The sequence below is a fragment of the Chitinophaga cymbidii genome (assembly GCF_007992715.1).
Lineage (GTDB): Bacteria > Bacteroidota > Bacteroidia > Chitinophagales > Chitinophagaceae > Chitinophaga > Chitinophaga cymbidii.
This window is the reverse complement of sequence record NZ_BKAU01000009.1, coordinates 39058-65864: the sequence shown is the minus strand read 5'-3', so window position 1 is coordinate 65864 and position 26807 is coordinate 39058. Positions and strand designations below refer to the sequence as shown.

At 53.6% G+C, this 26807-nt stretch carries 20 protein-coding genes; 10 read left to right on the top strand and 10 right to left on the bottom strand.

Features of this window, described 5'->3' with window-relative positions:
- Window positions 1–5: 5 nt before the first annotated feature.
- Window positions 6–2162 (bottom strand): DNA helicase RecQ, encoded by a 2157-nt coding sequence (gene recQ, locus CCY01nite_RS25725; protein ID WP_146867440.1) that lies wholly within the window; start codon window positions 2160–2162, stop codon window positions 6–8.
- Window positions 2163–2287: 125 nt separating this feature from the next.
- On the opposite strand from recQ, the gene CCY01nite_RS25720 reads away from it, so the two are divergent.
- Window positions 2288–2671 (top strand): VOC family protein, encoded by a 384-nt coding sequence (locus CCY01nite_RS25720; protein WP_146867439.1) that lies wholly within the window; start codon window positions 2288–2290, stop codon window positions 2669–2671.
- Window positions 2672–2885: 214 nt separating this feature from the next.
- Here the strand turns inward: CCY01nite_RS25720 and CCY01nite_RS25715 are convergent, their stop codons facing one another.
- From CCY01nite_RS25715 to CCY01nite_RS25700, 4 genes are all read right to left on the bottom strand, one after another.
- Entirely contained in the window at window positions 2886–3362 is a 477-nt protein-coding gene (locus CCY01nite_RS25715) for a DUF4920 domain-containing protein (RefSeq protein WP_146867438.1), read from the bottom strand.
- 159 nt (window positions 3363–3521) lie between these two features.
- A complete protein-coding gene (locus CCY01nite_RS25710) occupies window positions 3522–4229 on the bottom strand; it encodes a LytR/AlgR family response regulator transcription factor (RefSeq protein WP_246130055.1) in 708 nt (235 codons plus the stop codon).
- Between the two features lie 9 nt (window positions 4230–4238).
- A complete protein-coding gene (locus CCY01nite_RS25705; RefSeq protein WP_186831271.1) occupies window positions 4239–5447 on the bottom strand; it encodes a DUF4407 domain-containing protein in 1209 nt (402 codons plus the stop codon).
- A 131-nt stretch (window positions 5448–5578) separates the two neighbouring features.
- Window positions 5579–7090 carry a sensor histidine kinase gene (locus CCY01nite_RS25700; protein WP_246130054.1) on the bottom strand — a complete coding sequence of 504 codons (1512 nt, stop codon included), beginning with the start codon at window positions 7088–7090 and terminating at the stop codon, window positions 5579–5581.
- 127 nt (window positions 7091–7217) lie between these two features.
- Here CCY01nite_RS25700 and CCY01nite_RS25695 point away from each other — a divergent pair, with 127 nt between their 5' ends.
- Window positions 7218–8096, top strand: coding sequence for a carbon-nitrogen hydrolase (locus CCY01nite_RS25695; RefSeq protein WP_146867436.1), 879 nt, complete (start codon window positions 7218–7220; stop codon window positions 8094–8096).
- A complete protein-coding gene (locus CCY01nite_RS25690) occupies window positions 8093–9139 on the top strand; it encodes an agmatine deiminase family protein (RefSeq protein ID WP_146867435.1) in 1047 nt (348 codons plus the stop codon). Before CCY01nite_RS25695 ends, CCY01nite_RS25690 begins: the two co-directional genes overlap by 4 nt.
- Window positions 9140–9182: 43 nt before the next feature.
- On the opposite strand, the gene CCY01nite_RS25685 is transcribed toward CCY01nite_RS25690, so the two are convergent.
- Window positions 9183–11324: a catalase gene (locus CCY01nite_RS25685; protein ID WP_146867434.1), complete on the bottom strand. Its 2142-nt coding sequence runs from the start codon at window positions 11322–11324 to the stop codon at window positions 9183–9185.
- 222 nt (window positions 11325–11546) lie between these two features.
- Between CCY01nite_RS25685 and CCY01nite_RS25680 the strand changes: the two genes are divergently transcribed.
- Both CCY01nite_RS25680 and CCY01nite_RS25675 read left to right on the top strand, forming a co-directional pair.
- Window positions 11547–11747, top strand: coding sequence for a hypothetical protein (locus CCY01nite_RS25680; RefSeq protein ID WP_146867433.1), 201 nt, complete (start codon window positions 11547–11549; stop codon window positions 11745–11747).
- A 146-nt stretch (window positions 11748–11893) separates the two neighbouring features.
- A complete protein-coding gene (locus tag CCY01nite_RS25675; RefSeq protein WP_146867432.1) occupies window positions 11894–12799 on the top strand; it encodes an acyl-CoA desaturase in 906 nt (301 codons plus the stop codon).
- A 73-nt stretch (window positions 12800–12872) separates the two neighbouring features.
- Here the strand turns inward: CCY01nite_RS25675 and CCY01nite_RS25670 are convergent, their stop codons facing one another.
- Both CCY01nite_RS25670 and CCY01nite_RS25665 read right to left on the bottom strand, forming a co-directional pair.
- On the bottom strand, window positions 12873–13631 hold the full coding sequence (locus CCY01nite_RS25670) for a hypothetical protein (protein WP_146867431.1): 759 nt from the start codon (window positions 13629–13631) through the stop codon (window positions 12873–12875).
- Window positions 13632–13671: 40 nt separating this feature from the next.
- The gene (locus CCY01nite_RS25665; RefSeq protein ID WP_146867430.1) at window positions 13672–15942 is read right to left on the bottom strand and encodes a GH92 family glycosyl hydrolase; all 2271 of its coding nucleotides are present in this window, start codon (window positions 15940–15942) and stop codon (window positions 13672–13674) included.
- A gap of 373 nt (window positions 15943–16315) precedes the next feature.
- Here CCY01nite_RS25665 and CCY01nite_RS25660 point away from each other — a divergent pair, with 373 nt between their 5' ends.
- The 3 genes from CCY01nite_RS25660 (at window position 16316) to CCY01nite_RS25650 (ending at window position 21197) form a co-directional block, all read left to right on the top strand.
- Window positions 16316–18148, top strand: a complete 1833-nt coding sequence (locus CCY01nite_RS25660; protein ID WP_146867429.1) for a hypothetical protein — start codon at window positions 16316–16318, stop codon at window positions 18146–18148.
- A gap of 83 nt (window positions 18149–18231) precedes the next feature.
- On the top strand, window positions 18232–19620 hold the full coding sequence (locus CCY01nite_RS25655; protein ID WP_146867428.1) for a phage tail-like protein: 1389 nt from the start codon (window positions 18232–18234) through the stop codon (window positions 19618–19620).
- Between the two features lie 2 nt (window positions 19621–19622).
- The gene (locus tag CCY01nite_RS25650) at window positions 19623–21197 is read left to right on the top strand and encodes a T9SS type A sorting domain-containing protein (RefSeq protein WP_186831270.1); all 1575 of its coding nucleotides are present in this window, start codon (window positions 19623–19625) and stop codon (window positions 21195–21197) included.
- A 176-nt stretch (window positions 21198–21373) separates the two neighbouring features.
- Here the strand turns inward: CCY01nite_RS25650 and CCY01nite_RS25645 are convergent, their stop codons facing one another.
- Entirely contained in the window at window positions 21374–22651 is a 1278-nt protein-coding gene (locus CCY01nite_RS25645) for a Na+/H+ antiporter (protein ID WP_146867426.1), read from the bottom strand.
- 73 nt (window positions 22652–22724) lie between these two features.
- On the opposite strand from CCY01nite_RS25645, the gene CCY01nite_RS26955 reads away from it, so the two are divergent.
- Entirely contained in the window at window positions 22725–24845 is a 2121-nt protein-coding gene (locus CCY01nite_RS26955) for a gamma-glutamyltransferase family protein (RefSeq protein WP_246130052.1), read from the top strand.
- Between the two features lie 56 nt (window positions 24846–24901).
- Window positions 24902–25780 carry an SMP-30/gluconolactonase/LRE family protein gene (locus CCY01nite_RS25630; protein WP_246130051.1) on the top strand — a complete coding sequence of 293 codons (879 nt, stop codon included), beginning with the start codon at window positions 24902–24904 and terminating at the stop codon, window positions 25778–25780.
- A gap of 47 nt (window positions 25781–25827) precedes the next feature.
- Here CCY01nite_RS25630 and CCY01nite_RS25625 read toward each other — a convergent pair whose 3' ends face one another.
- A complete protein-coding gene (locus tag CCY01nite_RS25625; RefSeq protein ID WP_146867424.1) occupies window positions 25828–26787 on the bottom strand; it encodes an ABC transporter ATP-binding protein in 960 nt (319 codons plus the stop codon).
- Window positions 26788–26807 lie beyond the last annotated feature (20 nt).

Sequence of the window (26807 nt, the reverse complement as noted above, 5' to 3'; positions counted from 1 at the left end):
TGGTATTACGATTGCTCCTGCAGCCAGAAGTAATAGTTCATCACCGCGCGCACTTCCCCGTAGGTATACTGGTCCCCGAGCTTTTCTTTCACGGCGCCGGTGGCGTAGGCGCCGCCCTCTTCCACGGCGCGGAGGATGTTGCGGAACTTGTTTTCGTCCGGCACCAGGTCGCGCACGTCCAGCTCCCCTTTCCGCACGAACTCCGTGAGGTGGCTTTCCACCGTGCTTACGGCAAGGTTGCGCTGCGCGGCGATCTCTTCCACGGCATGCCCGTTCAGGAAAAGCTGCAGGCTCTGCCGCTGGCTGCCGCCAGCTTCGGACTTGGCGCGGCGCGGCTTCTGCCGCGGGCTTTTCAGGTGCATCTGCGTGCCGATGCGCTGGCGGATGCAGTAAGATTGCACCGCGTCCAGGAACGCATCGCCGTATTTGGCGAGCTTCACATCCCCGAAACCGGAGATGCGGGACAGGTCGCTGGTGGTCAGCGGCAGGTAAGCTACCAGCTCCACCAGGGTGGCGTCGGAGAACACGATGTACGGCGGCACATTTTCCCGGTCCGCCAGCTGGCGGCGAAGCTGCTTCAGCTCCTGGAACAGCGCGGGATGCGCGATCTCCACCGACTGTTTCGTGGGCGCTGCTGCCGGCTGCTCTTTCGACGGCGCGGTGAGCATTACCGTCTCTTCCCCTTTCAGTACGCCCCAGCTGGTATCCGTCAGCCGCAGCACGGGGTATTCGCCGTCAGACTGCTTCAGGTAGCCCAGCTGGATCAGCTCGCGGCCGTATTGTTTCCATTGCTCCTTGCTGATGTCTTTTCCCACGCCGAACGTTTTCAGTTGCTTGTGGGATTCCCGCACGGTGCTGCTGCCCCGCAGCAGGTCTACCACGTAATTCAGCCCGAAGCGTTCTTCCACGCGGTATACCGCGCTCAGCAGCTTCTGCGCCACAATGGTGCCGTCGCTGCGCTCGTATTTGCCCAGGCACACGTCGCAGTTGCCGCAATGGTCCGGCGACGTTTCCCCGAAATATTGCAGGAGGTACTGGCGGCGGCATTGCGGCGCCTCGCAGAGGCCCGCCATCTGCTCCAGCTTTTTCAGCATGATGGCGCTTTGCGCTTCATTGCCTTCCACGCTGGCGAAACGTTTCATCTTGAACACGTCGCCCACGCTGTAAAACAGGATGGCTTCACTTGGAAGGCCGTCCCGGCCGGCACGGCCGGTTTCCTGGTAATATCCTTCGATGTTCTTGGGCAGGTCCACATGCACCACAAACCGCACATTGCTTTTGTTGATGCCCATGCCGAAAGCGATGGTCGCCACCATCACCCGCACTTCGTCGCGCAGGAACTTTTCCTGCCGCTCTTCGCGGATGTTCCGTTCCAGCCCCGCATGGTACGCTTCCGCGGAAAAACCTTCCGCCTTCAGGTCTTCCGCGAGGGATTCCGTGGATGCGCGGGAAAGGCAATAGATAATGCCACTGTCTTCCCGGTGTTCTTCTAGGTAGGAGATCAGCTGATCGTAGTGGTTCCGCTTGGGGCGGATGCCGTAATAGATATTGGGACGGTTGAACGAGTTTTCGTAGACCGTATAATCGCGCAGCCGCAGCTTTTCGATGATGTCCTGCTTCGTGACGCCGTCCGCTGTGGCGGTGAGCGCGATGACGGGGGTATGCGGAAATTTGTCCTTCAGCTGCCCGAGTGACAGGTATTCCTGGCGGAAGTCGTGCCCCCAGTGGCTGATACAGTGCGCTTCATCGATCGCGAACAGCGAAACGTTGAGTGCCGACAGGAAAGGCATGAAATTCCCCTCGCCGATCAGCCTCTCCGGCGCCATATAGAGCAGCTTCAGCTCCCCGTTGCGGAGCATTTGCAAAACGGACTGCTGCTCAGCCATGGATAAAGTGGAATTCAGGTAGGCGGCGGGAATGCCGTTCTGGCGAAGCGCGTCCACCTGGTCTTTCATCAGCGCAATAAGCGGCGACACCACCACCGTTACCCCTTCAAATACCAGGGCGGGCAGCTGGTAGCAAATGGATTTACCGCCGCCGGTGGGCATTAAAACCATGGTATCCTTTCCCTGCAGCACGTTTTCAATGATCGCCTGCTGGTTATGCCGGAATTGCGTGTATCCGAAATGATGTTTTAAAAGAGTTAACAATGACTTGTCCATGCGCAAATATAAGGGAAGGAGAAAATTTAATACGGGAACAACCTTGAGGAAGAAAATTATTTCGGTATATTTAGATACGAGAGTCTAAATACAACTGTTATTCACCGAACCCAACATGATTGCGTATGAAACTGCTGGCACCCATCCCCACGTTAACAACACCTTCATTACAGGAAACCGTAGATTTTTATGTGTCCGTGCTGGACTTTACCTGCAAAACAATGGACGAGGACTGGAAGTTCGCATCCATCAATAAAGACAGCGTGAACATGCAACTGGTACATCCACAATCGAAATTTCCTTTCAACAGCCCCGGTCCGTTTGATGAACCTGTATTCACCGGCGCCATCTATATTCATATGGACGGCATCGACGAGCTGTGGGAAAAAGTAAAGGACAAGGCGGAAGTATGTTTTCCGATCCAGAATTTTGATTACGGGATGCGCGAATTCGGCATCTACGATAACAACGGGTATCTTCTTCAGTTTGGAGAACAGATATCTGCCTGATAAAAAAACCGCAGCGTAACACGCTGCGGATATTATCCTTTTTAACTCACTTTCCTGCTACTCCTGAGGGTTTTCGAGGACAATGCGTTTATATCGGAATAATTTGATAGGCGTGTATCCAGGGAGATAGGCGTTGCTGCAGGCATCGCTAAGATGTCCTAAATATAGGGCAAAATAACCAATTAGTGTTATCTTTTTTTTATATCTACAGCTGTTACCGTACTACTACCACACCATCCGCCACGATCACGATATCCTTTTTCGGAGCGGTGATCTTCGCAATTTCTTCCTTGCTTTTGCCGGCGTCTTCCGCATAGTGGCGCAGACGCTCCACGGAGGTTTCATTTACTTTCGCATTACCTTCCACCACCACTGTTTTACCTACAATGTCCTGCGGCATAAAGAACGCATAGTCTGTGAACTTCACCATCACCGGCTCGCCGGAAGCCCTTTCCAGCTTCATGAAGCAGCCTTTCTTCTTGCAGACTTCCACTACTTTTCCTTCGATCTTGCCGGTATATGCCGTGGTGTTTGTCAGTTTCTGATGGAGTTCGTTCATGGGGATGGCTTCCTCCGGCGTGATGGCTTTGCCGTAGGTTACGCCGGGTTTGGCGGGGGCGATCGCAGTTTGCGCCGTAGCTGCCGTTGCCACACATAAACCGGCCAGCAACAGGGAATATATCTTCTTCATACGTCTGGTTTAGATGGATGTAAAGATAGGCCATTCAGGGAATTACGCTAAACACATTAATATATTTTTAATTTGTTGTTTATTTTAATATACTTTTGTGATACATAGTGTAACCGAATACACATACAGGAAGCGGGTGCTGCATCTTTGCGGCACCTGTTATTTTCCCCCGATGCGGGTAACGGCTTCTCCGAACGCGGCGCCTACAGGGATGATGGCCTGGCGGATATACAGGCAGGTCCGGTCTATGCGGTCTACTTTATCATTGGCAACGATGTAGGAACGGTGCACGCGGGTGAAGCGGGCATCCGGCAGCAATGCCAGCGCTTCCTGCATGGAGAGCCGGGAGAGCACTTTTCTGTCTTCCAGCATAAAATTCACGTAATTGCCCGCGCTTTCCAGGTACAGCACTTCTTCCAGCTTCACCTTGTGCTGCTCGTAACCGCTTTTGACGAAGATATAATCTGGCGTTGCGTTGCTGCTGCCCGCAGCTTTCTCCTGCCTGAGCTGCAAAAGGTTGTGGGCTTTGTTGCAGGCTTTCAGGAAACGGGCCAGCGAAAAAGGTTTCAGGAGATAATCGATCGCATCCAGCTCAAAGCTTTTCACGGCATGTTCGGAATAGGCGGTGGTGAACACGGTCATGGGCGGCTCGTGGAGGCTGGTGAGGAAGTCCAGCCCCGAGATGTCCGGCATTTTGATGTCCAGGAACAGGAGATCTATTTTCTCGCTGCGCAGCAGCTCCATGGCATCAAAGGCATTCGTAAAAATGCCGCGCAGCTCCAGGAACGGTACTTTGGCTGCATGGGCCTGTATGACGGACAAAGCAACAGGCTCATCATCGATGGCTATGGCGGTCATTTTCATCATACCGTAAATTTACACTTTATGCAGTAACAGCAAACGTTTGGCATCGTTCCATAACTGCCGGAAACGTTTTCCGCCCGCGGCCTCCCAGTCTTTCACCACCTGCTCCGCTTCCCGGCGGCGCTGCGTTTCGGTCAGCCGGAAAAGATGGTCCATCACCTCTTTGTCCGCCACCGTGGCCGCATCGTAATAATGCGCATTCAGCTCCTGCCCTTTTTCGAGCCCAAGCTGCGTGGCCTGCACATTGCCGGCCGTCATGGCCGCGAGCTTTTCATCATACTCTCCTTTGGGCATCAGCAGCTTCGTCAGCAGCGGCATGATCTCAATCAGGGTGATGATAAAAACGATGAGGCGGTAGCGTTGTTTTAAAGGCGGATGTTCATCCGTGAGCGTGTGCAGGGCTTCTATCTGTGACAGGAACCCATTTGTGAGCGTGGAAACGTAGGCTTGTTCCTTCAGGCTGTCTTCCGTGCGGATGACGGCCAGCTGCGCTTCTTTTTCCAGGCGTTGCACATCCAGCTCCCGTTTCAGCTTGCGCAGCTCTTCTTCGGATTTCAGGTATTCATTCTTTTTCACTTTGGCGATGGATGATTCGCCGATCTTACCGGAGCCGCCGGTACCGTCTGTTTCGCGGATGTAGCTGTCCTTATAATCTTTTACCTGCTCTTCTTTCCCCGCCAGCTGGCCGTTGATGGCGGTGATGCCGTTCTGAAGCGGCAGGGTGCGGGATGCATTCAGCGCCGCCTGTTCCTTCCGGAAATGATCGAGCTTGCTTTGCCGGTCCAGCACCATTTGCGCGTCAATGTCCTTTTTAAAGAGCATGAGCACAACCGGTTGGGAAATGAACAGGCCGATGGTAACGGCCAGTACTAAACGAAAAGCTACGGGCAGGAACTGCGGTTTGCCGCCGTTGCGGCTCATCGCGGCAATAAGACTGCGGTCGATGGAGAGGATGGCGAAGCCGAAGAACAGCGCCAGCCCCGCTATCACCAGGTCGTCTTCCACAACTGTAGAGAAAAAATACCCCCAGGCCAGGGTGGCGAAGAGCCAGGTAACGAGCACGGCTATACCGATAATGCGGTAGCGCTCCCGGTCTGTCGGGCAATCTTTTAATATGTCCGCATCCGCGGTAGCGAGCCACCACAGGAACTTCGAGAATCCGTCGGGTGCGGCGGGCGGTGTAGGCGCCTGATCGATTTGCTTTGGTCTGTTATCATTCATAAGGTCGAATATGTCGGTTCGTTTTACTTCAGGCATCAGTGTCTACGGCAGGCCGGTTCGCTGTACGGTGGCGATCAGGACATCAGCAGCATACAAGTCGCTTATCTTTGGTATCCGTTATCCACGTGCCTTTATCTGGTCGTATCTATCGTCAGGTGCACAAAAAACTCCGTCGCTGTTTGCCGGATGCTCAGCTCGTGCTTGCGCGGATACAGCAGCGCGAGCCTTCTTTTCACATTGTTCAGGCCGATGCCCAGGCTGGCTTTCTCCGGATCATTTTCAGGTTTTGGATGTACGCTGTTATAAGCATCAAAATAAATATGCGTTCTGTCGCAGGACAGCGATACCACTATCCAGGAGCGCTTCCGCAGGCTGATGCCATGCTTGAAAGCATTCTCCACAAACGGGATCAGCAGCATCGGCGCAATCGTATGATCGCAATCATCCTCCTCTACATTCACTTCTATCTTGATATCCTCCGAAGCCTGCGTACGCAGCCGCTGCAGGGAAACATAGTTTTGCAGGTAAGCGATCTCCTTGCTCAGCTCTATCTTTTCCAGGTGATTCTCGTGCAGCATGAAGCGCATCATGTCGCCCAGGCGCTGCACGCCTTCGCTGGTGCGGGGCGCATTCTCCTGCAAGGCGGTGCCGTACAGCGTGTTCAGGGCGTTGAAAAGAAAATGAGGGTTGATCTGGGAGCGTAGAAAGTCCAGATTGGCGGAAGAACGACCCAACGCCTTCTCCAGGCTCAACACCTCATCCTTGCGGGACAACCGCATTTTAAAAAGCCACCAGGCCAGTGGTATAACGCCCAGCATTACACCCAGGCAATACAAGAAAAAAGCTGAAATGATCATATGCGAGCGCCGTTCGCCCAGGCCGAAAAAGAAAGCGGCCACGAACGCCGTGCCCATGATGACCAGCAGCAGCCGCATGGTCAGCGGCCATTTTCTGCGGTCGGACATAAACTTTGGGTACACGTACAGCTGTAATAATATATTGGCCGGAATGAACGTGGGGCCCGACCAGAAGATCAGGTACCATTCCGCATTACTCATGTTAAATATCGGCTCCAGCAGAATCATCACGCATACCCATACGCCCACCAGCACCGGCGTTTCCGCCGGCAGTTTCTTCCAGACCTTCTTCTCCACCAGCTTGTCGTGCAAAAAACGGAAGTAGATATATTTAACGGCATAGTAAAATCCGTACAATATCGCGCCGAGCATGGTGGCACCAAGCGCCCTCGTGGCGCAATACCCGTGAAAATCAGACACATCCCGGTACCCGAGCATGAAACCATAATAATAACTGGTCGCCACCATCGTCATCAGAAAGAACAATACAAACGTGGCGATCGCCAGCGGCACACCGGCCCAGAACTGTTTCTTCTCCAGGAACACCGGCACGATCCAGTGGTTGATCAGCAAAAAGGTCACATATCCGAAAGTAGCCACCGTCAGCCGCGGCAGCATATAATGGACAAACGGGTCATACTCCATCCCGTTCCGGTCAAAAGCGCGCCAGTAACCAACACGCATGGCAAATGTGCCGTGGTACAGGGAGGGGAAGAACAACGCGAACACAAACAACAGGTAGATACCCGTTACGATCCAGAATTCTATTTTCCTGATTCTTTCCATGCAGAGAATATTTAATGCAATAATAGCAAACATCGCGGCAGGCGGTCCCGAAATGGGATGAATACAGAAGATGATGGGATGAATAGCGTTTTTTATACCTTTGTAGCCGTTTAACAATGGGCATTTCATGGCAAAAGTAAAAACAGGATTCGTACAAATGAGCTGCTCGGCCAACAAGGCGGAGAACCTGGCGAAAGCCATCAGCAAGGTAAGAGAGGCCGCGGCCAAAGGCGCGCAGGTGATCTGTCTGCAGGAGCTGTTCACCTCCCTTTATTTCTGTGATGTGGAGGATTATGAAAATTTCAAACTGGCGGAACCTATCCCCGGCCCTTCTACCGAGGCCCTGGGCAAAGTGGCGGCGGAGCTTGGCGTGGTGATCATCGCTTCCCTGTTCGAGAAAAGAGCGGAAGGGCTGTACCACAATACCACCGCTGTGCTGGATGCTGACGGCTCCTACCTCGGCAAATACCGCAAGATGCATATCCCGGACGATCCGGCCTACTACGAGAAATTCTACTTCACGCCCGGCGACCTGGGCTATAAAGTCTTCAAAACAAAATTCGCCACCATCGGCGTGCTGATCTGCTGGGACCAGTGGTACCCCGAAGCGGCGCGCATCACGGCGCTCATGGGGGCGGAGATACTCTTCTACCCCACCGCCATCGGATGGGCTACCAGCCAGGATGAAGCCACCAACACCGAACAATATAATGCGTGGCAGACCATGCAGCGCAGCCACGCCGTAGCCAACGGCGTGCACGTGGTGAGCGTGAACCGCACGGGTTTTGAGCAGGACGGACTGATGAAATTCTGGGGCGGCTCTTTCATCGCCAATCCCTTCGGCACCGTTCTCTATCAAAGTCCGCATGATGCAGAAGAAGTGGTAGTGCTGGAACTGGACCTTTCCAAAACCGACCGCTACCGCACGCACTGGCCTTTCCTTCGCGACAGGCGCATCGATTCCTACCAACCTATTACCAAAAGATATATCGACGACGAAGCATGATGCATCCCACACCGCAGCAACTGGGGTATTATTTTCCCGCAGAATTTCATCCGCATGAAGCTACCTGGCTGAGCTGGCCGCATAAAGAAGCCAGCTGGCCCGGAAAGATACACACCATCTTTCCCTACTACAGCCAGTTCGTCAAATACCTGGCGGACAGCGAGAAAGTACGCATCAACGTGGCGAACGAAGCCATGAAAGCCTTCGCCACGGGGCATTTGCAGAATGCCGGCGTGAACCTCGCCAACGTGGAATTTTTCTTTCACCCCACGAACGACGCCTGGTGCCGGGACCACGGTCCCGCTTTCCTCATCAACCCCAACGCGGAGCAGAAAAAAGTGGTGGTAGATTGGAACTATAACGCCTGGGGCGGCAAATATCCGCCGTTCGACCAGGATGATATCATCCCCACGCTCATCGCCAAACATTTTTCATTGCCGGTCTATCACCCCGGTATTATCATGGAAGGCGGATCTGTGGAGTTCAACGGCGAGGGTACTATTCTCACTTCTACCTGCTGCCTGCTCAACGAAAACCGCAATCCGCATCTCGACCGTGAACAGCTGGAAGCCTACCTCTACCAGTATTACGGCGCGCAACAGGTGTTGTGGGTGGAAGAAGGGATCGTGGGTGATGATACGGACGGGCATATTGATGATACGGTGCGCTTTGTGAACGGGGATACCGTACTGAGCGTTGTGGAAACGGACAAGCAGGACGAAAACTATGACATCCTGCAACAGAACCTCCGCCAGCTGCAGCAAATGCGGCTGCTGAACGGCAAACAGCTGAACGTGGTGGAACTGCCCATGCCGGACGCCGTGATATTTGAAGATCAGCGCCTGCCGGCTTCTTACGCCAATTTTTATATCAGCAACAAATACGTGATCGTACCTACTTTCCGCTGCAGTAAAGACGACCAGGCGCTAAGCATCATCGCCGGTTGTTATAAGGACCGGGAAGTGGTGGGGATCGATTCCACCGAGATCATCTGGGGATTGGGCAGCTTTCACTGCCTGAGCCAGCAGGAACCGGCGGTATAATTATGTAGCAAAGGGCATCGCTGCCCTTTGCAATTTATTCTTTTTACGCCGGCACTCTCCGCGGCATTTCCCTTTCCCAAAACCGGTGTTGCGCCACGGCCCGGATGAATTCCTTCGCCAGCTTGCGCACATCTTTCTGCACCAGCACACCTGCCCCCGCATCCTTTCCGAAATACGTTGCGTCCAGCACCGGCCTTGCATCTTCATCCAGCGCAATCGCCTTGCAGTGACGGTAGGCTTCATTCAGGAAATGTACCGCGTCCGCATTCGCGGAAAGCGTTTGCACACTGCCCGCGCCACCCGGCACATACACCGCGTCGTACAACACGGACGCCGCGGTCAGGAAGCTTTTATCAACGGGCAGGGTGTTGTTCACCATGCCGAGTTTCGGCGCGATCACTTCCGGCACCGCGCCCTCAACGATGAAGGCGGACTTCATGGCGCTGACGCTGTCGGTGTTCACGCCGTCTGCCGCGAGGATGGCGATCTTGCGGGACTTCACGGTATTCTTCACGGTGTTCGCCATGCTGAGCGCGGCGGAGCTGCTCACGGAGCTGGTCACTTTTACCGGCTGGAATTTCTTCGGGTCGCCGTCCGCCGGAATACTGTGGTTCACGGGCTGTTCCGGTTTGGATGGCACCGGTAACCCCAGTGCGTCCGCCACTTTTGCGGCCAGCGTTCTGTCGATCTGCGTGAGGATGCCCACCATGCGCTGCCGGACGGCGACCGTTTCCACCTTGCCCAGCTCAAAGCTCAGCGCATCCGCCAGGTGCGCCTTTTCGGCGGGTGACTGGCTGTTGTAGAAAAGCGTGGCCTGGCTGAAATGATCGAAGAAGCTGCGGCTCCGCTCCCTTACTTTCTTTGCGTCGATGCGCTCTGCATAAGAGGTGAAACCGCCGTCCGCCATCTTTGCCTGGAAGGGACAGCCGCCGCCGAGCGAGTTGGGATGATAGCTGGTCTTTCCTTTGTTGATCTGCTGGCGCATGAAGCCGTCCCGCTGATTATTATGGATCGGCGCTATGGGGCGGTTGATGGGGATTTCGTGGAAGTTGGGGCCGCCGAGGCGGATGAGTTGTGTATCGAGATAGGAAAACAGGCGGCCTTGCAAAAGGGGATCATTGGTAAAATCGATGCCCGGCACGATGTGCCCCGGGTGAAAAGCAGCCTGCTCCGTTTCCGCAAAGAAATTATCCGGGTTGCGATTCAGCGTGAGCTTGCCGATGCGCTGCACAGGTACCAGCTCTTCGGGGATGATCTTGGTCGGGTCCAGCAGGTCGAACTCATATTTGAATTCATCTTTTTCCGGTACCAGCTGCACGCCAAGCTCCCATTCGGGGAAAGCACCGTTTTCTATCGCTTCCCAGAGATCGCGGCGGTGAAAATCGGGGTCTTTGCCCGAGATCTTCTGTGCTTCGTCCCATGCCACGGAATGCACACCCAGCAAGGGCTTCCAGTGGAATTTCACGAAGGTGCCCGCGCCTTTGCTGTTCACAAAACGGAACGTATGCACCCCGAATCCTTCCATCATCCGGAAGCTGCGCGGGATGGCGCGGTCGCTCATCAGCCACATGATCATGTGCGCGGATTCGGGCATGAGGGAGATAAAATCCCAGAACGTATCGTGCGCGGATGCGGCCTGCGGCATTTCATGGTCCGGCTCGGGCTTCACCGCATGCACCAGGTCGGGGAACTTGATGGCGTCCTGGATGAAGAAGACCGGCATGTTATTCCCTACCAGGTCGAAGTTTCCTTCCTCGGTATAAAATTTCACCGCAAAACCGCGTACGTCGCGGGCGAGATCTGTGGAACCGCGGGAACCCGCCACTGTAGAAAATCGTACAAACACCGGCGTTTTCATGGATGGATCGGTCAGGAAACGCGCTTTCGTATATTTTTGCATGGCAGCGCCATATACCTCAAAAACCCCATGGGCAGCAGACCCGCGGGCATGCACGATCCGCTCGGGAATACGCTCATGATCAAAATGCGTGATCTTCTCCCGCAGGATGAAATCTTCCAGTAACGTGGCGCCGCGGTCTCCCGCCTTCAAAGAGTTCTGGTCATCATTGACCAGCAATCCCTGGTTGGTGGTCAGCAATTCACCGGTGCTCTCCTCCGTATGCTGCGCGAGCTGCCGGCTTTTAACATCTCCTTCCGGAGTTCCTTTAAGCTTCCTTTTAGCCATGATGTGGGTTTTATGGATTTTAACAAAGACTTTCCACTGCTGCCTCAATGAAAATGCCAGATTGCCCCATTGTTGTTTGCACCGCCGGAATGCCTTACCAGCAAGCATTGTAAGAAAAAAACACCCCCGCCTCCCTGCCGGGCGGTAGGGAATACTTTCCCCCTATCGGGATTTTTTTGGCACGACCATTGATTTATATCCCGTGAACCAAAGCCATCAGTCATGAAAAACATCATTATTGCGGCTTCCGTGATTGGAGCCGCAGCAGCAGGAGTAGTAATGTACATGCGCAACCGCGACCGTGCCGATGCAGCGCTGGCAAATGTGAAAGATGCTGCGAAGAATGCGTACCGCAAGATGGATAAGCTGACCAGGAAAGCTGGCAGGAGAGCCAATCATGCCATGAAAGAAGCAATGGCTTAGTATCCATTTATATATCCAGACGGCTCCCTTGTCAGCAATGAAAAGGGGGCCGTTTGTATATATGATCGTCGTGGATTGACCATTAAATGTCAATTACGTGATGAAAATCATTGGCATGCTTCGTAATGTTCCCTTATTTTTGGGACATGAATACTCAAGTAAAGGCAAGAAAAAGTATCAACTGGCTGCACGAACTGGATTTCATAGGTATTCACCTGGTTCCTTTCCTGGCATTCTTTACCCATGTGACAGCGTTCGACTGGATATTATGCGCCGTGCTTTACGTAGTGCGCATGTTTTTTGTAACAGGCGGCTACCACCGTTATTTCTCGCACCGCTCGTTCAAAACCTCGCGGTTCTTTCAATTTATACTGGCATTCGGCGCGCAGAGCAGCTTTCAGAAAGGCGTGATCTGGTGGGCCGCCAATCACCGCATTCACCACAAACACAGCGATACCCCGGATGACCCGCATTCCGCCAAGATCTACGGATTCTGGTACGCGCATATCGGCTGGATCATGGGCCCCGAGCATAAACCCACCCGCTTCGACCTGATCAAGGACATCAAGCACAAAGAACTGTTCTGGCTGAATAAATATCATTTCGTGCCGGCTGTGGTACTCGCGGCGGCCGTATATTTCATTGGCAACAAAGTGAACGGCACCGGCTGGTTCGACTGGTCAGCTGGTCTTTCCACACTGTTCATCGGTTTCTTCCTGAGCACCATCCTGCTCTTCCACGGCACGTTCACCATCAATTCCCTGATGCACAAGATCGGCAAGCCCCGTTACAAAACCGGCGACGAATCCCGCAACAGCCTGGTGCTGGCGCTGGTAACCCTCGGCGAAGGATGGCACAACAATCACCACTACTATCAAAGCGCCGCCAGGCAGGGCTTTTACTGGTGGGAGATCGATATCACGTATTATGTTTTGAGGATGCTCGGCTGGATGGGGATTGTGTGGGATATACGCGGCGTGCCGCATAAGGTGAAGGAGAATAATAAAGTAGATGGGCCGGAGAAGCGCGAAGCGGTGCCGGTAGAAGTTTGATAATAAAAACTATAAATAGAAAAGGCCGTCTCATTTTACTGGTGAGACGGCCTTTTTTATTTGACTGATTGGTTTATAAAGTTCTTTTTGCTTTCCAGTAGCCGGAATCGATAATTTTGCTATTCCGATAATCATACCCCTTCCATTTTCCTTCGACTTCATCGCCGTTCAAGGTTCCTTCTGCGGAAAACCTGAGCGAATCTTTGCTGAAACGGGTGACAAAATGCAGGTGACTGCCATCGTAATCACCGTACATGGACTGCTTGGGCGCCGGCTGTTTCTGAATAATGCCAAACACCGTATCCTCCACAGCAGCCAGCACAAAGTTCATTGCGCCGAAAACGGAATCTCCTTTACCAAAACTTCCTTCAAAAGCCTTCGCCAGCACGTCAGACTCTTCCTTGATGATATGCACCGCCACATCTGTATGACCGGGAATGGAAACAGCAGAAATATAAGGACGATCACCATTCGCTGTCACAGAAAAAGTAAGCGTCCAGTTTTCTGATTTAAAAATGACATCTTTCAACGCCTGCCCTGAAGCCCATCCCGTAGGCATATTCCATGGTTTCAGCACTCTGGTTTCACCATCAATGCTCACTTCCGCGGAAACCGTATCGCCCTGGATAATTATCTTCACCGTTCCGGTAGACCCGATGATCACACCTTTATACACCCCTCCACTCTTTCCATCATGCGCAACGGACGCCTCCGGCGCAGTGACCAGCGGCTTCTTCTCTTCTTCTTTTGGAGGATTGTCATTTGATTTTGAGCAGGCATAGGCAAATAATACCGTACTGGCGGCCAGTACAAAAAATGATCTTTTTTTCATAGTTATAAGGGATTCAATTCACTGCAAATTAATATATTTTTTACTTTGATAGCGAAAAAGGCTTATCCGCTTCGCCAAGCCCCCGCTGCACCGCGGGCTCCGGCCCCATTTGCAGCACCAGTTTCCCGCCATTCATAATATCCGCATGCCTGATCCAGTGATGTGAATAAGGCTGCCCGTTCAATGTGGCGGACTGTATATAAACATTCTCCGCGCTATTGTTCACCGCTTCTATGATGAACTGATTCCCGTTTTCCAGCGTCAGCGTTGCTTTAGGAAATACAGGGCTTCCGATCACGTACTGGTCGGTACCCGGACAAACACTGTACAGCCCCAGCGCGCTCATCACGTACCAGGAAGAAGTCTGCCCCTGGTCCTCATCCCCCGGATACCCCGCCGGCGACGCATTGTAGAGCCTGCGCATCACATTGCGTACATGGTACTGCGTTTTCCAGGGCTGGCCGGCGTAAGTGTAGAGGTAGACCATGTGCTGGATAGGCTGATTCCCGTGCGCATACTGGCCCATATCCGCCTTTACCATTTCCGTCATTTCATGGATCATGGAACCGTAAGAACCCACGTTCACCTTGTTCGGCACGGAAAACACGGAATCCAGCTTCGCCACAAAATTCGCTTCGCCTCCCATCAGCCCGATCAATCCTTTCACATCATGAAACACAGACCATACCCAGTGCCAGGCATTCCCTTCCACATACGGCCCGCCCCATTCATAAGGATCAAAATCCGGCAGCCAGCTGCCTTTCCTGTCTTTCGCGCGCATAAAGCCCGTGGCGGGATCATACACATTTTTATAATTATACATCTGCCGGGCAAAGACCTGCTCATAAAAAGGATGTCCCGTTTCCTTCGCCAGCTGGTATCCGCAAAAGTCGTCATACGCATATTCCAGCGTCTGGGAAACCGGGCCGTACGCGCCCTTTGTTTGCGGCACATATCCCAACTGGTAATATTCCTTCCAACCCTGGCGGCCGTTGGCCGGTCCCCATGGCCCTTTGTTCGTAGCTTCATGCAGATAGGCTTCCAGCGCACGTTTCGGATCAAATGTGCGGATGCCCTTCACCCAGGCGTCCGTGAGTAATGATATCGCGTGATTACCCACCATGCTGCCGCCTTCGTTGGGGAAAGACCAGGAAGGCAGCCATCCGCATTGCTCCTGCGCCGCCAGCAGCGCCTGCATGTACCGGCCCTGCATGGTGGGATGAATGAGCGTGTTCAGCGGGAACTGCGCACGGAAAGTATCCCAGAAGCCATTGTCCGTGTACATGTAACCGTTATATATCTTTCCATCATATGGACTGTAATAATGCGGTTCTCCTTTTTCATTGTATTCGAAGAACTGGTGCGAAAAGAGATTGGCGCGGAACAGGCAGGAATAAAAAGTAGCTTTGTCCGCTTCCGTTCCGCCTTCCACTTTTACACGGTTGAACAAGGTGTTCCACACTTTTTCCGCGGCGGCCTTTGTGTCTTCCAGCGAGGCATGCGCGCCAAGCTCCTGCCGCAGTGTTAATTCCGCCTGTTCAGGACTGATGTAGGAAGATGCTACCTTCACCTGCACTCTGGCGCCGTCCTTAAAACGGACATAAGCGCCCACACCTTTTCCCTGCCGCGTCTGCTCCCCGGCTGCGATGCTGTTCTTTTCATTTTCCCAGGTGCCGTATTCCGTGAACGGCTGATCGAAGGTGATCACAAAATAGTTGCGGAAGCCGCGCAGAATATAGCGGCCGTTGTTGACATAGCCCGTGATCTTTCTTTCTTCGGGATAAATCTTCACCTCGCTCATGCGGATGTAACCGTCCAGCACCACATAAGCGGCCTTCCGTTTGGGAAACGCAAAGCGAAGCTGGGCGCCTCTTTCCGTGGGAGACATTTCCGTAGTGAGGCCATTGTTGAACTTCACTTTATAATAATAAGGGAAAGCTTTTTCGTTAGCATGACTGAATGCGGTAGCCCGTTTGTTTTCATCAAGGGTCAGCGCACCGCTGACAGGCATGAGGGAAAATACCGCGTAGTCCTCCGACCAGGGACTGCACTGGTGCGCCTGCTGGAAGCCGCGGATCGTTTCCGCTTTGTACTGATACTTCCAGCCGTTGCCGTTCTTCCCCGTCTGCGGAGACCAGGCGTTCATCCCGAAAGGCAACGATGTGGTCGGGTAAGTATTGCCATTGCTTAACTTGAATTCCGAGTCCGTACCCTGTAAAGTGCTGGCATATTGCGCCAGGCTTTTTTGCTGTGCTTTTACGCCGGTTGCTGCGAAAAAAATCACCAGCATACATAATCTTCTTACAATCATCATCTTGGTTTGAAAACGTAATGATATAAAATATCAAACGATTAAAAAGTCTATTTTGACAGACGGTTTTCCTTAATGCTTGACACATAGCAATTTACCGAAATGCGTTACTCCTTTATGGGGAATTTATTTTAATAACACATTGATAATCAATTTAAACATTCATTATAGCACCTTCGTATTATATTGTTATTTATTATAATATTATATATTTGCACTATATGATTGAAGAAAAGATATGGATAGTATTCCACGAAAGCAGATAGACAAATAGTGATCAGCGCATTAGATTTTTTTTTCTGGCGATCTATATAGTGTTATTACCTATTATCCGCGATCTATATAATGTTATTACCTATTTATCCTTGATACTATGAAAACACCCTTACGTACCGCCATGCGTGTACTGCTTGCGTCCGGCATGCTCATGGCAGCATTGAATGCGGACGCCCAATTAAAAGTAGGTGACAGGCCCTACTCTATCAACAAAGCATCCGTGCTGGAACTGGAAAGCGACCGCCAGGGTTTGCTTCTCCCGCGGGTTCAGCCCGGTATGCTGACTTCAGCGCCTTTGAACACGGCTCCCGACGGTATGATCGTGATCGTGGAAAACGCCACGCATCAGAACCAGACCCTTTACCTCCGGAAGGATGGCGCGTGGGAGAAGCTCGCTACGCTGGATGAATCCGAGCTGAACTGGAGCCGCGCGGGAAACACCGTGAACGATGCAACGGATTTCCTCGGATCAAGGAACAACGCTTCGGTGATCTTTAAAGCGAATGATGCGGAAGCGATGCGCATTGCTGCGAACGGCAACATCGGTATCGGCACCAACGCTCCCACCGCCAAACTCGATGTGCTCGGCAACGGCCAGATCACAGGCGACCTGCTGGTATCCGGTATCATCGCGGCATCCACCGGCCAGTTCTCCGGCGCCGTCAGCTCCAATTCGCTGACCGTCGCCAATGGCGTGACCTTCTCCAACCTCGCCACCAGCAGTACTTTGGTGGACGTATTGGTGATCGATCCGGCCACCGGTGCGGTGAACCGCCGACAGATATCTTCGGCTGCGTTTAACAACGCCATCTCCAGCCTGAATGGTTCGCAGGAAGCCACACAGAGTTTTGCTGTGGGCAATGCGGGAACGGACTTCAACGTGGCTACACTGCTGGGCGTGCACACCTTTAACATCCCCACAGCAGGTACCGGCATCACCCGCGGTCTGCTGACGGAAACGGACTGGAACAAGTTGCAGGCTTCCCAGAAACAGGTGATCGCCGCGGCCTTCTCCGCTACACCGGATGCAAAAGGCATCACGATCGGCGGTACGGACAACAACGAGATCACCCTGCATGCGGCGGATGCCTCCAACCCCGGCGCCGTGTCCGTCACCACACAGACCTTCGCCGGTGAAAAAACCTTCCAGGACAAAGTAACGGCAGCTGACGGCATTGATGTAACCGGTGTCACCAACCTCAACGGCGCGGCCAACCTGAATGGCACGGCTACGGTAGACGGCCTGCTGACGCTGAACACCGTGAATGCAACCGCCGTTACCGGTCCGTATAACGTGCTCATCCAGAACGCCAGCAACGTCATCGAAAAAAGACTGATAGATATCTCCGCGCTGGAAAACGGCGTGCAGCGCATCTCCGACGGAACGAACAACACCGTAGGGCCGGATGTGACGTTCGCTACCACTACCAATAACACCGATTTCGGCATTACGGTAGACGGCGCCACCAAGACCGTGAGCTTTAACCTGCCGGATGCGAGCGGCGTTGCCGGCTCCGAAGCGCGCGGCGCCGTGAGCACCGGTGCCCAGTCTTTCGCGGGCGCAAAAAGCTTTGCGAATGACGTGAACATCGGCGCCACTACCACCGGTAATTCTACCTTGCAGGTAACAGGCTCCATGTCCCTCGCCATCAAAACGGTGAACACCAACGGCTACGCGATCACAGATAAAGACAATACCATCCTGGTGGACGCATCCGCCACGGCGCTGACGGTGAACCTGCCGGCAGCAGTGGAAGGCCGCATCTACACCATCAAAAAGATCGGCAACGGCGGTATCGACAGAGAAGTGACCATCGCGCCCAACGGCTCCGCGCAGGTAGAAGGCGGCGCCAACTATACGATCTATAACGACTGGACCTTCGTAACGCTGCAGTCAGACGGCACTAACTGGTACATCATCAGAAAATAAATCCATGAACGCAGGAACGCTTTTTATGGCGGCGTTCCTGCTGTTCTGCGACCTTATTTGTTACTATCCTATCCCTATTTGTTATGAAGATCCTGTCGGCCGCACGATGCGGCATCCTGTTCGGCCTTTCCTGCATGTTTTCCCTGCATGCAGCCGCCCAGCAACTGAAATTGGGCGATAATCCATCTGATGTAAAAAAAGAAGCGATCCTGGAGCTTAACAGCTCTAACCAGGGATTGCTTCTTCCCCGCGTGCTCAAGACCGAAATACTTACCGGCGGCAAACTGTTCAATGCGGACGACGGCATGCTGGTATTCGTCAACGATGCATCGGAAAAAAGCCTTTACATCAAAAGGAACGGCGCCTGGGAAAAAGTCGGCAACATCTCTACCACACTTACCGGCGCTGTCACCGGCTCCGGCAACGGCACCATCACCACCGCGATTACAAACAAGGCCGTTACCTACAACAAGATACAGGACGTAAGCTCACAATCGCTGCTCGGCCGCTACAGCGCCGGCGATGGCGTTACGCAGGAAATTACGCTCGGCACCGGCCTGCTGCTCAATACCAGTGGCCTGATGACCGCCGATCACAGCACCAGCCTCTGGAATGCGGACAAGCTGCGGAACAACAACATCTCGGCCACCGCACCGGCAAACGGAGAGGTATTGAAATGGAACGGCACCAACAGTACCTGGGAACCGGGACTGGACCTGAACGGCGGCGCTACCTACGGTACTTTGCCGGGCAATGACATCGGCAATGCAGATGCCCCCGATGCCAACAGCCGCATGAAAATATGGGCAAGCCCTTCCACCGGCACCGTGCAAAACGGCCCGCTCGGCACCGATGCTTATTCATGGAACGTACTATCATTCCAGGGTGGCAGCTACACCACGCAGCTGTATTTCGATAAAGAGATACTGGCCGTGAAGGAATGGGGTGGCACTACCGCACCGCTTACCAACAATGCCCCCAACCCCTGGTATAAAGTAGTGACCACCCACGGTGATAACAACTTCACCGACGGCGGGATCATCTTCGCGGGAAAGACGACCACCAGCAACTCGGAAGTGCGGCAGCGGGCGGACAGGCTGTTCTGGAACAATAACACCGCGCAACTGGGCGTAGGCACCAATTCCACGCACAGCACCCTGCAGGTGAACGGATCGAAGGCCAACAGTGTAAATATTTACACAGGCTCTGTAACGCTGGACGCAAACCAGTCCACCGTCGTCATCAGGAAAACATCAAATAACGGCAACAACTATACGGTATACCTGCCTGATGCGGCCAACTGCACCGGAAGGATATATCATATCGCAAGGGATTTTCAGTCCGGATGGGGAAATGTGTATGTTGATGAATCCGTCAGCAATCAATTCGACCGCAGAACGATCAGCTCGAACAACGGCTCTTATACCGTGCAATCCATAGGCACAAGATGGATCATTCTAGGCAACTTCTGATTATGAGATCAATTATACCAGCGCTCGCACTTTTATGCTGTTCTTTCGGGCAAGCCTCCGCGCAGCAGGGCATCTACATCCCCGCTGACGGCAAGGTATGTGCCACGGGCGCGCTCCCGGTAACATTCTATCTCAATTTGCAGAATGACGGCGCACTCGGCTCAAAGCCCGGATCTGTTTTATATTTTCTCGGGAAAAGATGGACTAACGGTAACGGTTCAACGCTCACGGACGAGGGCGGTACCGGTGGTATATTCCGGTTCTCCGGTAATAACCCCCTGTACGGCAACACGGGGCGCCAGTTACTGTTCGGAGGGTACAACGCCGCCACGAACAGCGGCAGCAGCTTCCCGAACCTCACGATCGACAATCCGGACGGCCTGGCACTCGGCGACCTGAACGATCTGAAAATACGCCACACGCTCCATTTCCGGGACGGGCACCTGTTCCTGAACGGCTGGAACCTGGTGGTGGGGGATCATATGCCCGGCCAGATCACCGGCTACAGTGACAGGATGTTTGTAGTAACGGGTAACGGCGTTGCGGGAGGATCACTGTATCGCGAAGCTGTCAGCAACCTGTCCGGCAGCGTAGTGTTCCCCATTGGCACGGAGCCCGGCAGCTATTCACCGGTGGCGATCCGGAACAGCGGCGCAACGGACGTGTTCCGGGCAAGGGTATTCGATCATGTTTACAGTAACGCCATTTCCGGTTCCGCCATGCCGGACACATTCATCAACAAAACATGGAACATCGGCAAAAACAGCATCAGTAACGCGCCCGTTACCATCACCTTTCAACATACCGATGCGGATGAAACAGCCGGCTACCGGAACAACCGGCAGAACAGCTTTCTCAACCGTTACGAAAATCCGCACTGGGTCGCGCAATCTTCCACCGATATTACCGAAGGTAACCTGAGCACTTCCTCCATGCAGCTGGCCGCCACCATGCACACGCAGCAATTTGAGGCCGGCATGCAGATCAACGAATACTTTTCCAAATCAGCCACCCGCGCCAATCCCGGCCCACGTATCAAATGGGTACGCTTCGAGGCCAACCGGCTCTCGTCTTCACAGGTGGGACTGCTGTGGACCACCTGGTTTGAAGTGAACAACGATTATTTTGAAATTGAAAGAAGGCTCGAAACAGAAAATACATTTACCAAAGTGGGCGTAGCGCCCACCAAAGCGGTGAACGGCAACAGCCTGCGCCTGCTCGATTATAATACGATCGACAACAACGACTTCCAGGGATGGAGCTATTACCGCCTGAAAGCAGTGCTGCGCAACGGCGAAACGGAATACTCCGAAATACGGCCGGTGCCGCCGCTGAAGCAGGTGGAGATCTTCCCCAACCCGAACTACGGGCGGTTCAAAGTACGTGTCAGCGGCGTACGCGCTGCCATGCGCATGCAGATATCCAATGCATGGGGCCAGGTATTGCGGCAGTATGACATCGACCGGGAAGGTAATATTGAAGTAACGGACCTGCCCGCCGCCACCTACTTCCTCGTGATCATGTATAGGGATACACAGGTGGTGATGCATACAGCGAAGATCGTGGTGCTGAAATAAAAAGGGTGTACCGTCTTTCAGATACACCCTCTGACGCCTTTGCGTCGACAGTTTTCGTATGGAGCAACCCAGTTAGGCGATACTAACTGAAGGTTTCCATGAATATCCTGTAGATTGCATGAATACCTCCTTTTTTTTGATGAACAATGAATGTACGGATTTCATCCTCCATCCCGTTATAAAGAATTGTTAAAAACCTCTTCTTCTTTTTGGTGCAGCTTCAAAGCCTTTACCAGCACGGGCAGCCCCATGCCCTGCACCACCAGCGTAATCAGCACTACCACAACAGCAATGAAGATAATGGTGTGCCGCTCCGGGAAAGGAGTACCGTCATTCAAGCGGTGCGGCAGCGCCAGCGCCGTAGCCAGGGAAACGATGCCCCGCATGCCGGACCAGCCGATGATCAGGCAGTTCTTCCAGTCCAGCAGCGCCCTTTTGTTCCGCGGCGTGTTTTTCTTCCGGAAATTCTTCTGCAGATCGAAATGCTGGAGGTACACCCTCCCCATGCGGATAATGAGCGTCACGAGGCAGATCAGGAAGCTGTAGCCGATCAGCGGCAGGATGTCGTCATGATCGATGCTTTCAATTACGTAAGGAAATTCAAGGCCGATGAGGATGAAGATCAGGCCGTTCAGCAGAAATATGATGATGTTCCAGATGGCTTTGGACTGCACCTTGGTTTGTTCCGGAATGGTTTTCGGCATGATCAGCGATATCATGATAGCGCTGGTTACAACGGCGATCACACCGGAGACATGCAGCGTTTCCGCCAGGAGATAAGCCACGAAAGGCATCAGCAAAGTAAGGCTGATGGAAACAATGCTGTTGTCTTTTGTCCGTTTCAGCATGATGCCCAGCAGCCTGCCCAGTACAACACCGATAAAGCATCCGCCTAATATCAATCCTACAAATTCCAGGGAAGCTTTCCACAATACGAACGAAGTACCGGCCACCGCCGCCACGGCAAAACGGTAAGCGATGAGGCCGGATGCGTCGTTGATGAGGCTTTCGCCTTCCAGGATGGTGATGGTCTTGCGCGGAAGCCCGAGCCCTTTTGTAATGCTCATGGCCGCGACCGCATCCGTAGCGGACAGAATGGCGCCAAGCGCGAAAGCCAGCGGCCAGGTCATGTCCGGAATAACGTAGTAGGCCGTTATGGCAATGCCGGCCGTGGTCAGGAAAACCAGCGCAAAAGCCAGCGTGCTGATCATCCTGAAATTGTTCCGGAACTCGTGCAGCGAAATATTGAAAGCCGCATCGTACAACAGGGGCGGCAGGAAGATCAGGAAGATGATCTCGGGGTTGATGATGATCTGCGGCATGCCCGGGATAAACCCGATGGCAATGCCCGCCGTAACCAGCAGGATGGGGTATGGCAGCCGGATCCTGTCCGCTATGGCGGACAGCCCTATCATCATGGCAAGGATGAAAATAACGATGCTGTAATTCTCCATTCTCTTATTTGTATGACATGCCGGACAAACATATGCATTTTTGATATTAAATTAGCTTTACAATCATCCTGCTATGCATCGTTTACTATTCCTGCTCCTGGCGCTGCCATTTACCAACGCCATTGCCCAGCAAACCCAAAAGCCGCCGCTTCACGGCAAACACTGGATGGCCATCACCGGCAAGCCCCTCGCCGCTACCGCCGGCTCCATGATATTCCAGCAGGGCGGCAACGCCGTAGACGCGGCCTGCGCCATGCTCGCCGCCGCCTGCACCATGTGGGACGTGCTGAGCTGGGGCGGGGAAACACAGGCGTTGATCTATCATCCGAAGCTGAAAAAAGTGATCGCCATCAATGCGCTGGGCGTTGCGCCTACGGGAGCCACGCCGGCATTCTTCAAACAGAAAGGCTATAATTTCCCGCCCGAATATGGCCCTCTGGCCGCCGTAACGCCCGGCACACCGGGAGGGCTTTGTTACATGCTCGCCGAATACGGCACGCTCAGCCTCAAAGAAGTACTGGCCCCCGCTATGGAAATGGCGGCCGGCTATCCCATGGAAGCACAGACCGCCAACAGCATCGAACGGCAAAAGGCCATGATCAAAGAATGGCCGTACAGCAAAAAGGTATTCCTCACCCATCCCGGAGAAAAAAGGGAAGCGCCGGAAGCCGGGGAGATCTTTGTGCAGCAAGACCTGCTCGTTACACTGACAAAAATGGTGGAAGCCGAACAGGAAGCGCTGCGCAAGGGCAAAAGCCGAAAAGAAGCCATTATGGCCGCCAGCGACAGGTTCTATAAAGGAGATATCGCAGAAGAATTTGTAAGAGGATGCCGGGAACAGGGCGGCCTGATCACGATGGAAGACCTCGCCGGCTGGAAACCCCTGGAAGAAGCGCCGCTGCACGTGAACTACAAAGGCATCGATGTATACAAGCTGCAGGAATGGACACAAGGCCCCGCGCTGCTGCAAAGCCTCAACATCCTCGAACAGTTCGATCTGCAAAAAATGGGGTACAACTCCCCTGCCTACATTCATACGCTGTATCAAACCATGAACCTCGCTTTTGCCGACCGTGATTTTTATTACGGCGATCCGCGCTTTAACAGGCAATCTCCCATCAAGGGACTGCTGAGCAAGGAATACGCAAAGGAAAGGGCAAAGCTGATCCGCCCGGACAGGAATGATCCCGCGCCGCTGCCCGGCGATCCGTATAAATATGAAGGGAAGGCCAATCCGGTACAGCATCTGCTGGAAAAATGGCGGCAGTTTGCCGATTCTGCTAATGATGACAGGCCGGGGCAGGCCACACCCAAACATGACGTGGTGGCGTTACAGGCCGCATCAGCAACGGGACAAGCAACACCGATGCATCAAGTTGCAGCGTCGCAGACCACATCTGTAGCAGAACAAGCAACACCAATGCAGCAAGTTGCAGCGTCGCAGACCACATCTGTAGCAGAACAAGCAACACCAATGCAGCAGGCTGTAGCGTCACAAACCACATCAGCAATGGAACAAGCAACGCCCGCGAACGATGGAATAGCCCTGCTGCAAACCTCATCCACCGCAGACAGCCTCTGGCACGACCGCCTCTGGCGGGGCACCACCACCGTGGAAGCAGCGGATGAAGAAGGCTGGGTAGTATCCATCACGCCCAGCGGAGGCTGGGTACCCGCCTGTATCGCAGGACGCACCGGCGTTGGCATGAGCCAGCGGCTGCAAAGCTTTGTGCTGGATTCCGCCCTCAACCCGTTCAACGTGGTAGCGCCGGGCAAGCGCCCCCGCGTGACGCTCACCCCGTCGCTCGCGCTGAAAAACGGCGAACCCTTCCTCGCTTTCGGCGTACAGGGCGGTGATACGCAGGACCAGAACCTGCTGCAGTTCTTCCTGAATGTAGTAGAGTTCGGCATGACGGTACAGCAAGCCTCGGAAGCCGCGAACATCAACAGCGACCAGCTGTGGCTGTCCCTCGGCGGCACCGCGCTGAAAGACCGCCGCCCCCGCCCCGGCAGCATCCTGTTGCAAAGCAACACCCCAGAGGCAACAAGAAAAGCGCTGAAAAAAATGGGATATAACATGTATTTCAGAGCACGCACCAGCGGCCCCATCAACGCGATCTACATCGACCGCGAACATGGCAGCCTGTGGGGCGGCAGCAGCAACCACGGAGAAGATTACGGCATCGGCTGGTAAAGCAATATTATTTGTATTATATTCAGCCCCTCAACTATCACTTATCCACGATGAAAATGAGATACATCCTGTCCACCGTCTTTTTATGCATGATCTGCGGTTTGCAGACACAGGCGCAGGTAGATACCAGCCTGCAGGCGGAACTGGTTTCCCGCCAGTTTTCCTTTACCGAAGGGCCCGCGCCGGATAAACAGGGCAATATCTACTTCACGGACCAGCCGAACGACCAGATATGGAAGTACGATACAGATGGCAAGCTCTCTCTTTTCATGGATAAAGCAGGCCGCTCCAATGGCCTGTATGTCGATAAAAAAGGTAACATTATCGCCTGCGCGGACGAGCACAATGAAATGTGGTCCATTACGCCGGACGGACAAAAAACCGTGCTGTTCGCGGATTATAACGGACAAAAAATGAACGGCCCGAACGATCTCTGGATCAGCCCGAAAGGTGTTATCTATTTTACCGATCCCTACTACCAGCGCAACTACTGGACGCGGCAAAAACCCGAGATCGAAGCGCAAAGGGTTTACTTCCTGCGCAAAGGCAAAAAAACACCCGTCATCGCTACGGAAGACATCAAAAAACCTAACGGCATCGTGGGTACGAAAGATGGTAAACATGTTTACGTGGCGGACATCGGCGCCAGCAAAATATACAAATACAAAGTGCAGAAAAACGGTACGCTGGGCGACCGCCAGCTGTTTGCGGATGAACTGGCCGACGGCATCACGCTGGATGCGGAAGGCAATCTCTACACCTGCGGCCACGGCGTGAACGTGTACAACCCCGAAGGCAAAAAGATCCGTCACATCAAAGTACCGGAGAAATGGACCGCCAATGCCTGCTTCGGGGGAAAAGACCGGAACATTCTTTTCATCACAGCGTCCACCAGCGTATACATCGTTAAAATGCCCGTAAAAGGCGCAGAGTAGATCAGCAGCGGGCACCTTGTAACGAAACCCGCAAAAGCGCCGGCAGATCAAAGATACCAGCCTTCACCTGAGAGGGACAGCCAGATGGTATCTCCCTTCGCAAAATTACCGCGTCCGGCCCTGACCATGATGGTCTGCCCCTTCGCTTCCGCGGCTATCTCGAAATAATTACCGTAAAAGTAAACCTGCCGCACGGTCGCTTCCAGCGTCAGTTGTCCGCCCGACACGATTTTGAACTGCTCCGGCCGCGTGAACAGCCGTTTGGCATCCACCGCTTTTTTCCCAGCCAGCACGGGATCGGTAAGGTTGTAAGTACCGAACAATCCCGCCGCATATTCGTTCACCGGCTGCAGGTACACCTGCTCCGGCCGTCCTTCCTGTATGAAGCGGCCATTGTGGATGATAAAAAGCCGGTCCGCCCAGGGCAGCATGTCCGTAGGGTCATGCGATACCAGCAGGCAGGTGATCTTCAGCTTTTCGCCGAGGTCTTCAATAACCTGCTTCAGTATGCCGCGGTGAATGAGGTCGAGGTTCGAGAAAGGCTCATCCAGCAGCAGCAGCCGTGGGGATGTAACGAGCAGCCGCGCCAGGGCGATCCGCTGTTTTTCACCGCCGGAAAGCTGATCGTTCTTGCGCTTCAGCAGGTGGCTGATGCGGCATATTTCATAGAGGGTGGCCGCTTCTTCATCCGGCAGCCTGTTGGCGTAGCCGAGCAGCTCTTCCATCCTGTAGTTGTTGCGCAGCTCAAAGTGCTGGGACAAATAGGCGATACCCGGATGCCCCGGTATCAGCTTGTCATTCGGCCCTTTTATCTTTTCTCCTTCGAACAACACCTGTCCTTCATCCTGCTGAATCAGCCCGCCAATGATCCGCAGCAAAGTGCTCTTGCCGGAGCCGGAAGCTCCCGCGATAGCGATCTTCTCAAACTTTTCCTGGGTAAAGCTGATGCCTTGCAGTTGAAAATTTCCTTCCTGCCTGCGGATATCTGATACTTGTAATAAACTCATAATTAGCTGCAAAAAGCGCA

Bases quoted from the DNA above. Each gene is read 5' to 3' on its own strand.
- recQ (WP_146867440.1), bottom strand. From the start codon at position 2,162: ATGGACAAGTCATTGTTAACTCTTTTAAAACATCATTTCGGATACACG.
- CCY01nite_RS25720 (WP_146867439.1), top strand. From the start codon at position 2,288: ATGAAACTGCTGGCACCCATCCCCACGTTAACAACACCTTCATTACAG.
- CCY01nite_RS25715 (WP_146867438.1), bottom strand. From the start codon at position 3,362: ATGAAGAAGATATATTCCCTGTTGCTGGCCGGTTTATGTGTGGCAACG.
- CCY01nite_RS25710 (WP_246130055.1), bottom strand. From the start codon at position 4,229: ATGATGAAAATGACCGCCATAGCCATCGATGATGAGCCTGTTGCTTTG.
- CCY01nite_RS25705 (WP_186831271.1), bottom strand. From the start codon at position 5,447: ATGAATGATAACAGACCAAAGCAAATCGATCAGGCGCCTACACCGCCC.
- CCY01nite_RS25700 (WP_246130054.1), bottom strand. From the start codon at position 7,090: ATGGAAAGAATCAGGAAAATAGAATTCTGGATCGTAACGGGTATCTAC.
- CCY01nite_RS25695 (WP_146867436.1), top strand. From the start codon at position 7,218: ATGGCAAAAGTAAAAACAGGATTCGTACAAATGAGCTGCTCGGCCAAC.
- CCY01nite_RS25690 (WP_146867435.1), top strand. From the start codon at position 8,093: ATGATGCATCCCACACCGCAGCAACTGGGGTATTATTTTCCCGCAGAA.
- CCY01nite_RS25685 (WP_146867434.1), bottom strand. From the start codon at position 11,324: ATGGCTAAAAGGAAGCTTAAAGGAACTCCGGAAGGAGATGTTAAAAGC.
- CCY01nite_RS25680 (WP_146867433.1), top strand. From the start codon at position 11,547: ATGAAAAACATCATTATTGCGGCTTCCGTGATTGGAGCCGCAGCAGCA.
- CCY01nite_RS25675 (WP_146867432.1), top strand. From the start codon at position 11,894: ATGAATACTCAAGTAAAGGCAAGAAAAAGTATCAACTGGCTGCACGAA.
- CCY01nite_RS25670 (WP_146867431.1), bottom strand. From the start codon at position 13,631: ATGAAAAAAAGATCATTTTTTGTACTGGCCGCCAGTACGGTATTATTT.
- CCY01nite_RS25665 (WP_146867430.1), bottom strand. From the start codon at position 15,942: ATGATTGTAAGAAGATTATGTATGCTGGTGATTTTTTTCGCAGCAACC.
- CCY01nite_RS25660 (WP_146867429.1), top strand. From the start codon at position 16,316: ATGAAAACACCCTTACGTACCGCCATGCGTGTACTGCTTGCGTCCGGC.
- CCY01nite_RS25655 (WP_146867428.1), top strand. From the start codon at position 18,232: ATGAAGATCCTGTCGGCCGCACGATGCGGCATCCTGTTCGGCCTTTCC.
- CCY01nite_RS25650 (WP_186831270.1), top strand. From the start codon at position 19,623: ATGAGATCAATTATACCAGCGCTCGCACTTTTATGCTGTTCTTTCGGG.
- CCY01nite_RS25645 (WP_146867426.1), bottom strand. From the start codon at position 22,651: ATGGAGAATTACAGCATCGTTATTTTCATCCTTGCCATGATGATAGGG.
- CCY01nite_RS26955 (WP_246130052.1), top strand. From the start codon at position 22,725: ATGCATCGTTTACTATTCCTGCTCCTGGCGCTGCCATTTACCAACGCC.
- CCY01nite_RS25630 (WP_246130051.1), top strand. From the start codon at position 24,902: ATGAGATACATCCTGTCCACCGTCTTTTTATGCATGATCTGCGGTTTG.
- CCY01nite_RS25625 (WP_146867424.1), bottom strand. From the start codon at position 26,787: ATGAGTTTATTACAAGTATCAGATATCCGCAGGCAGGAAGGAAATTTT.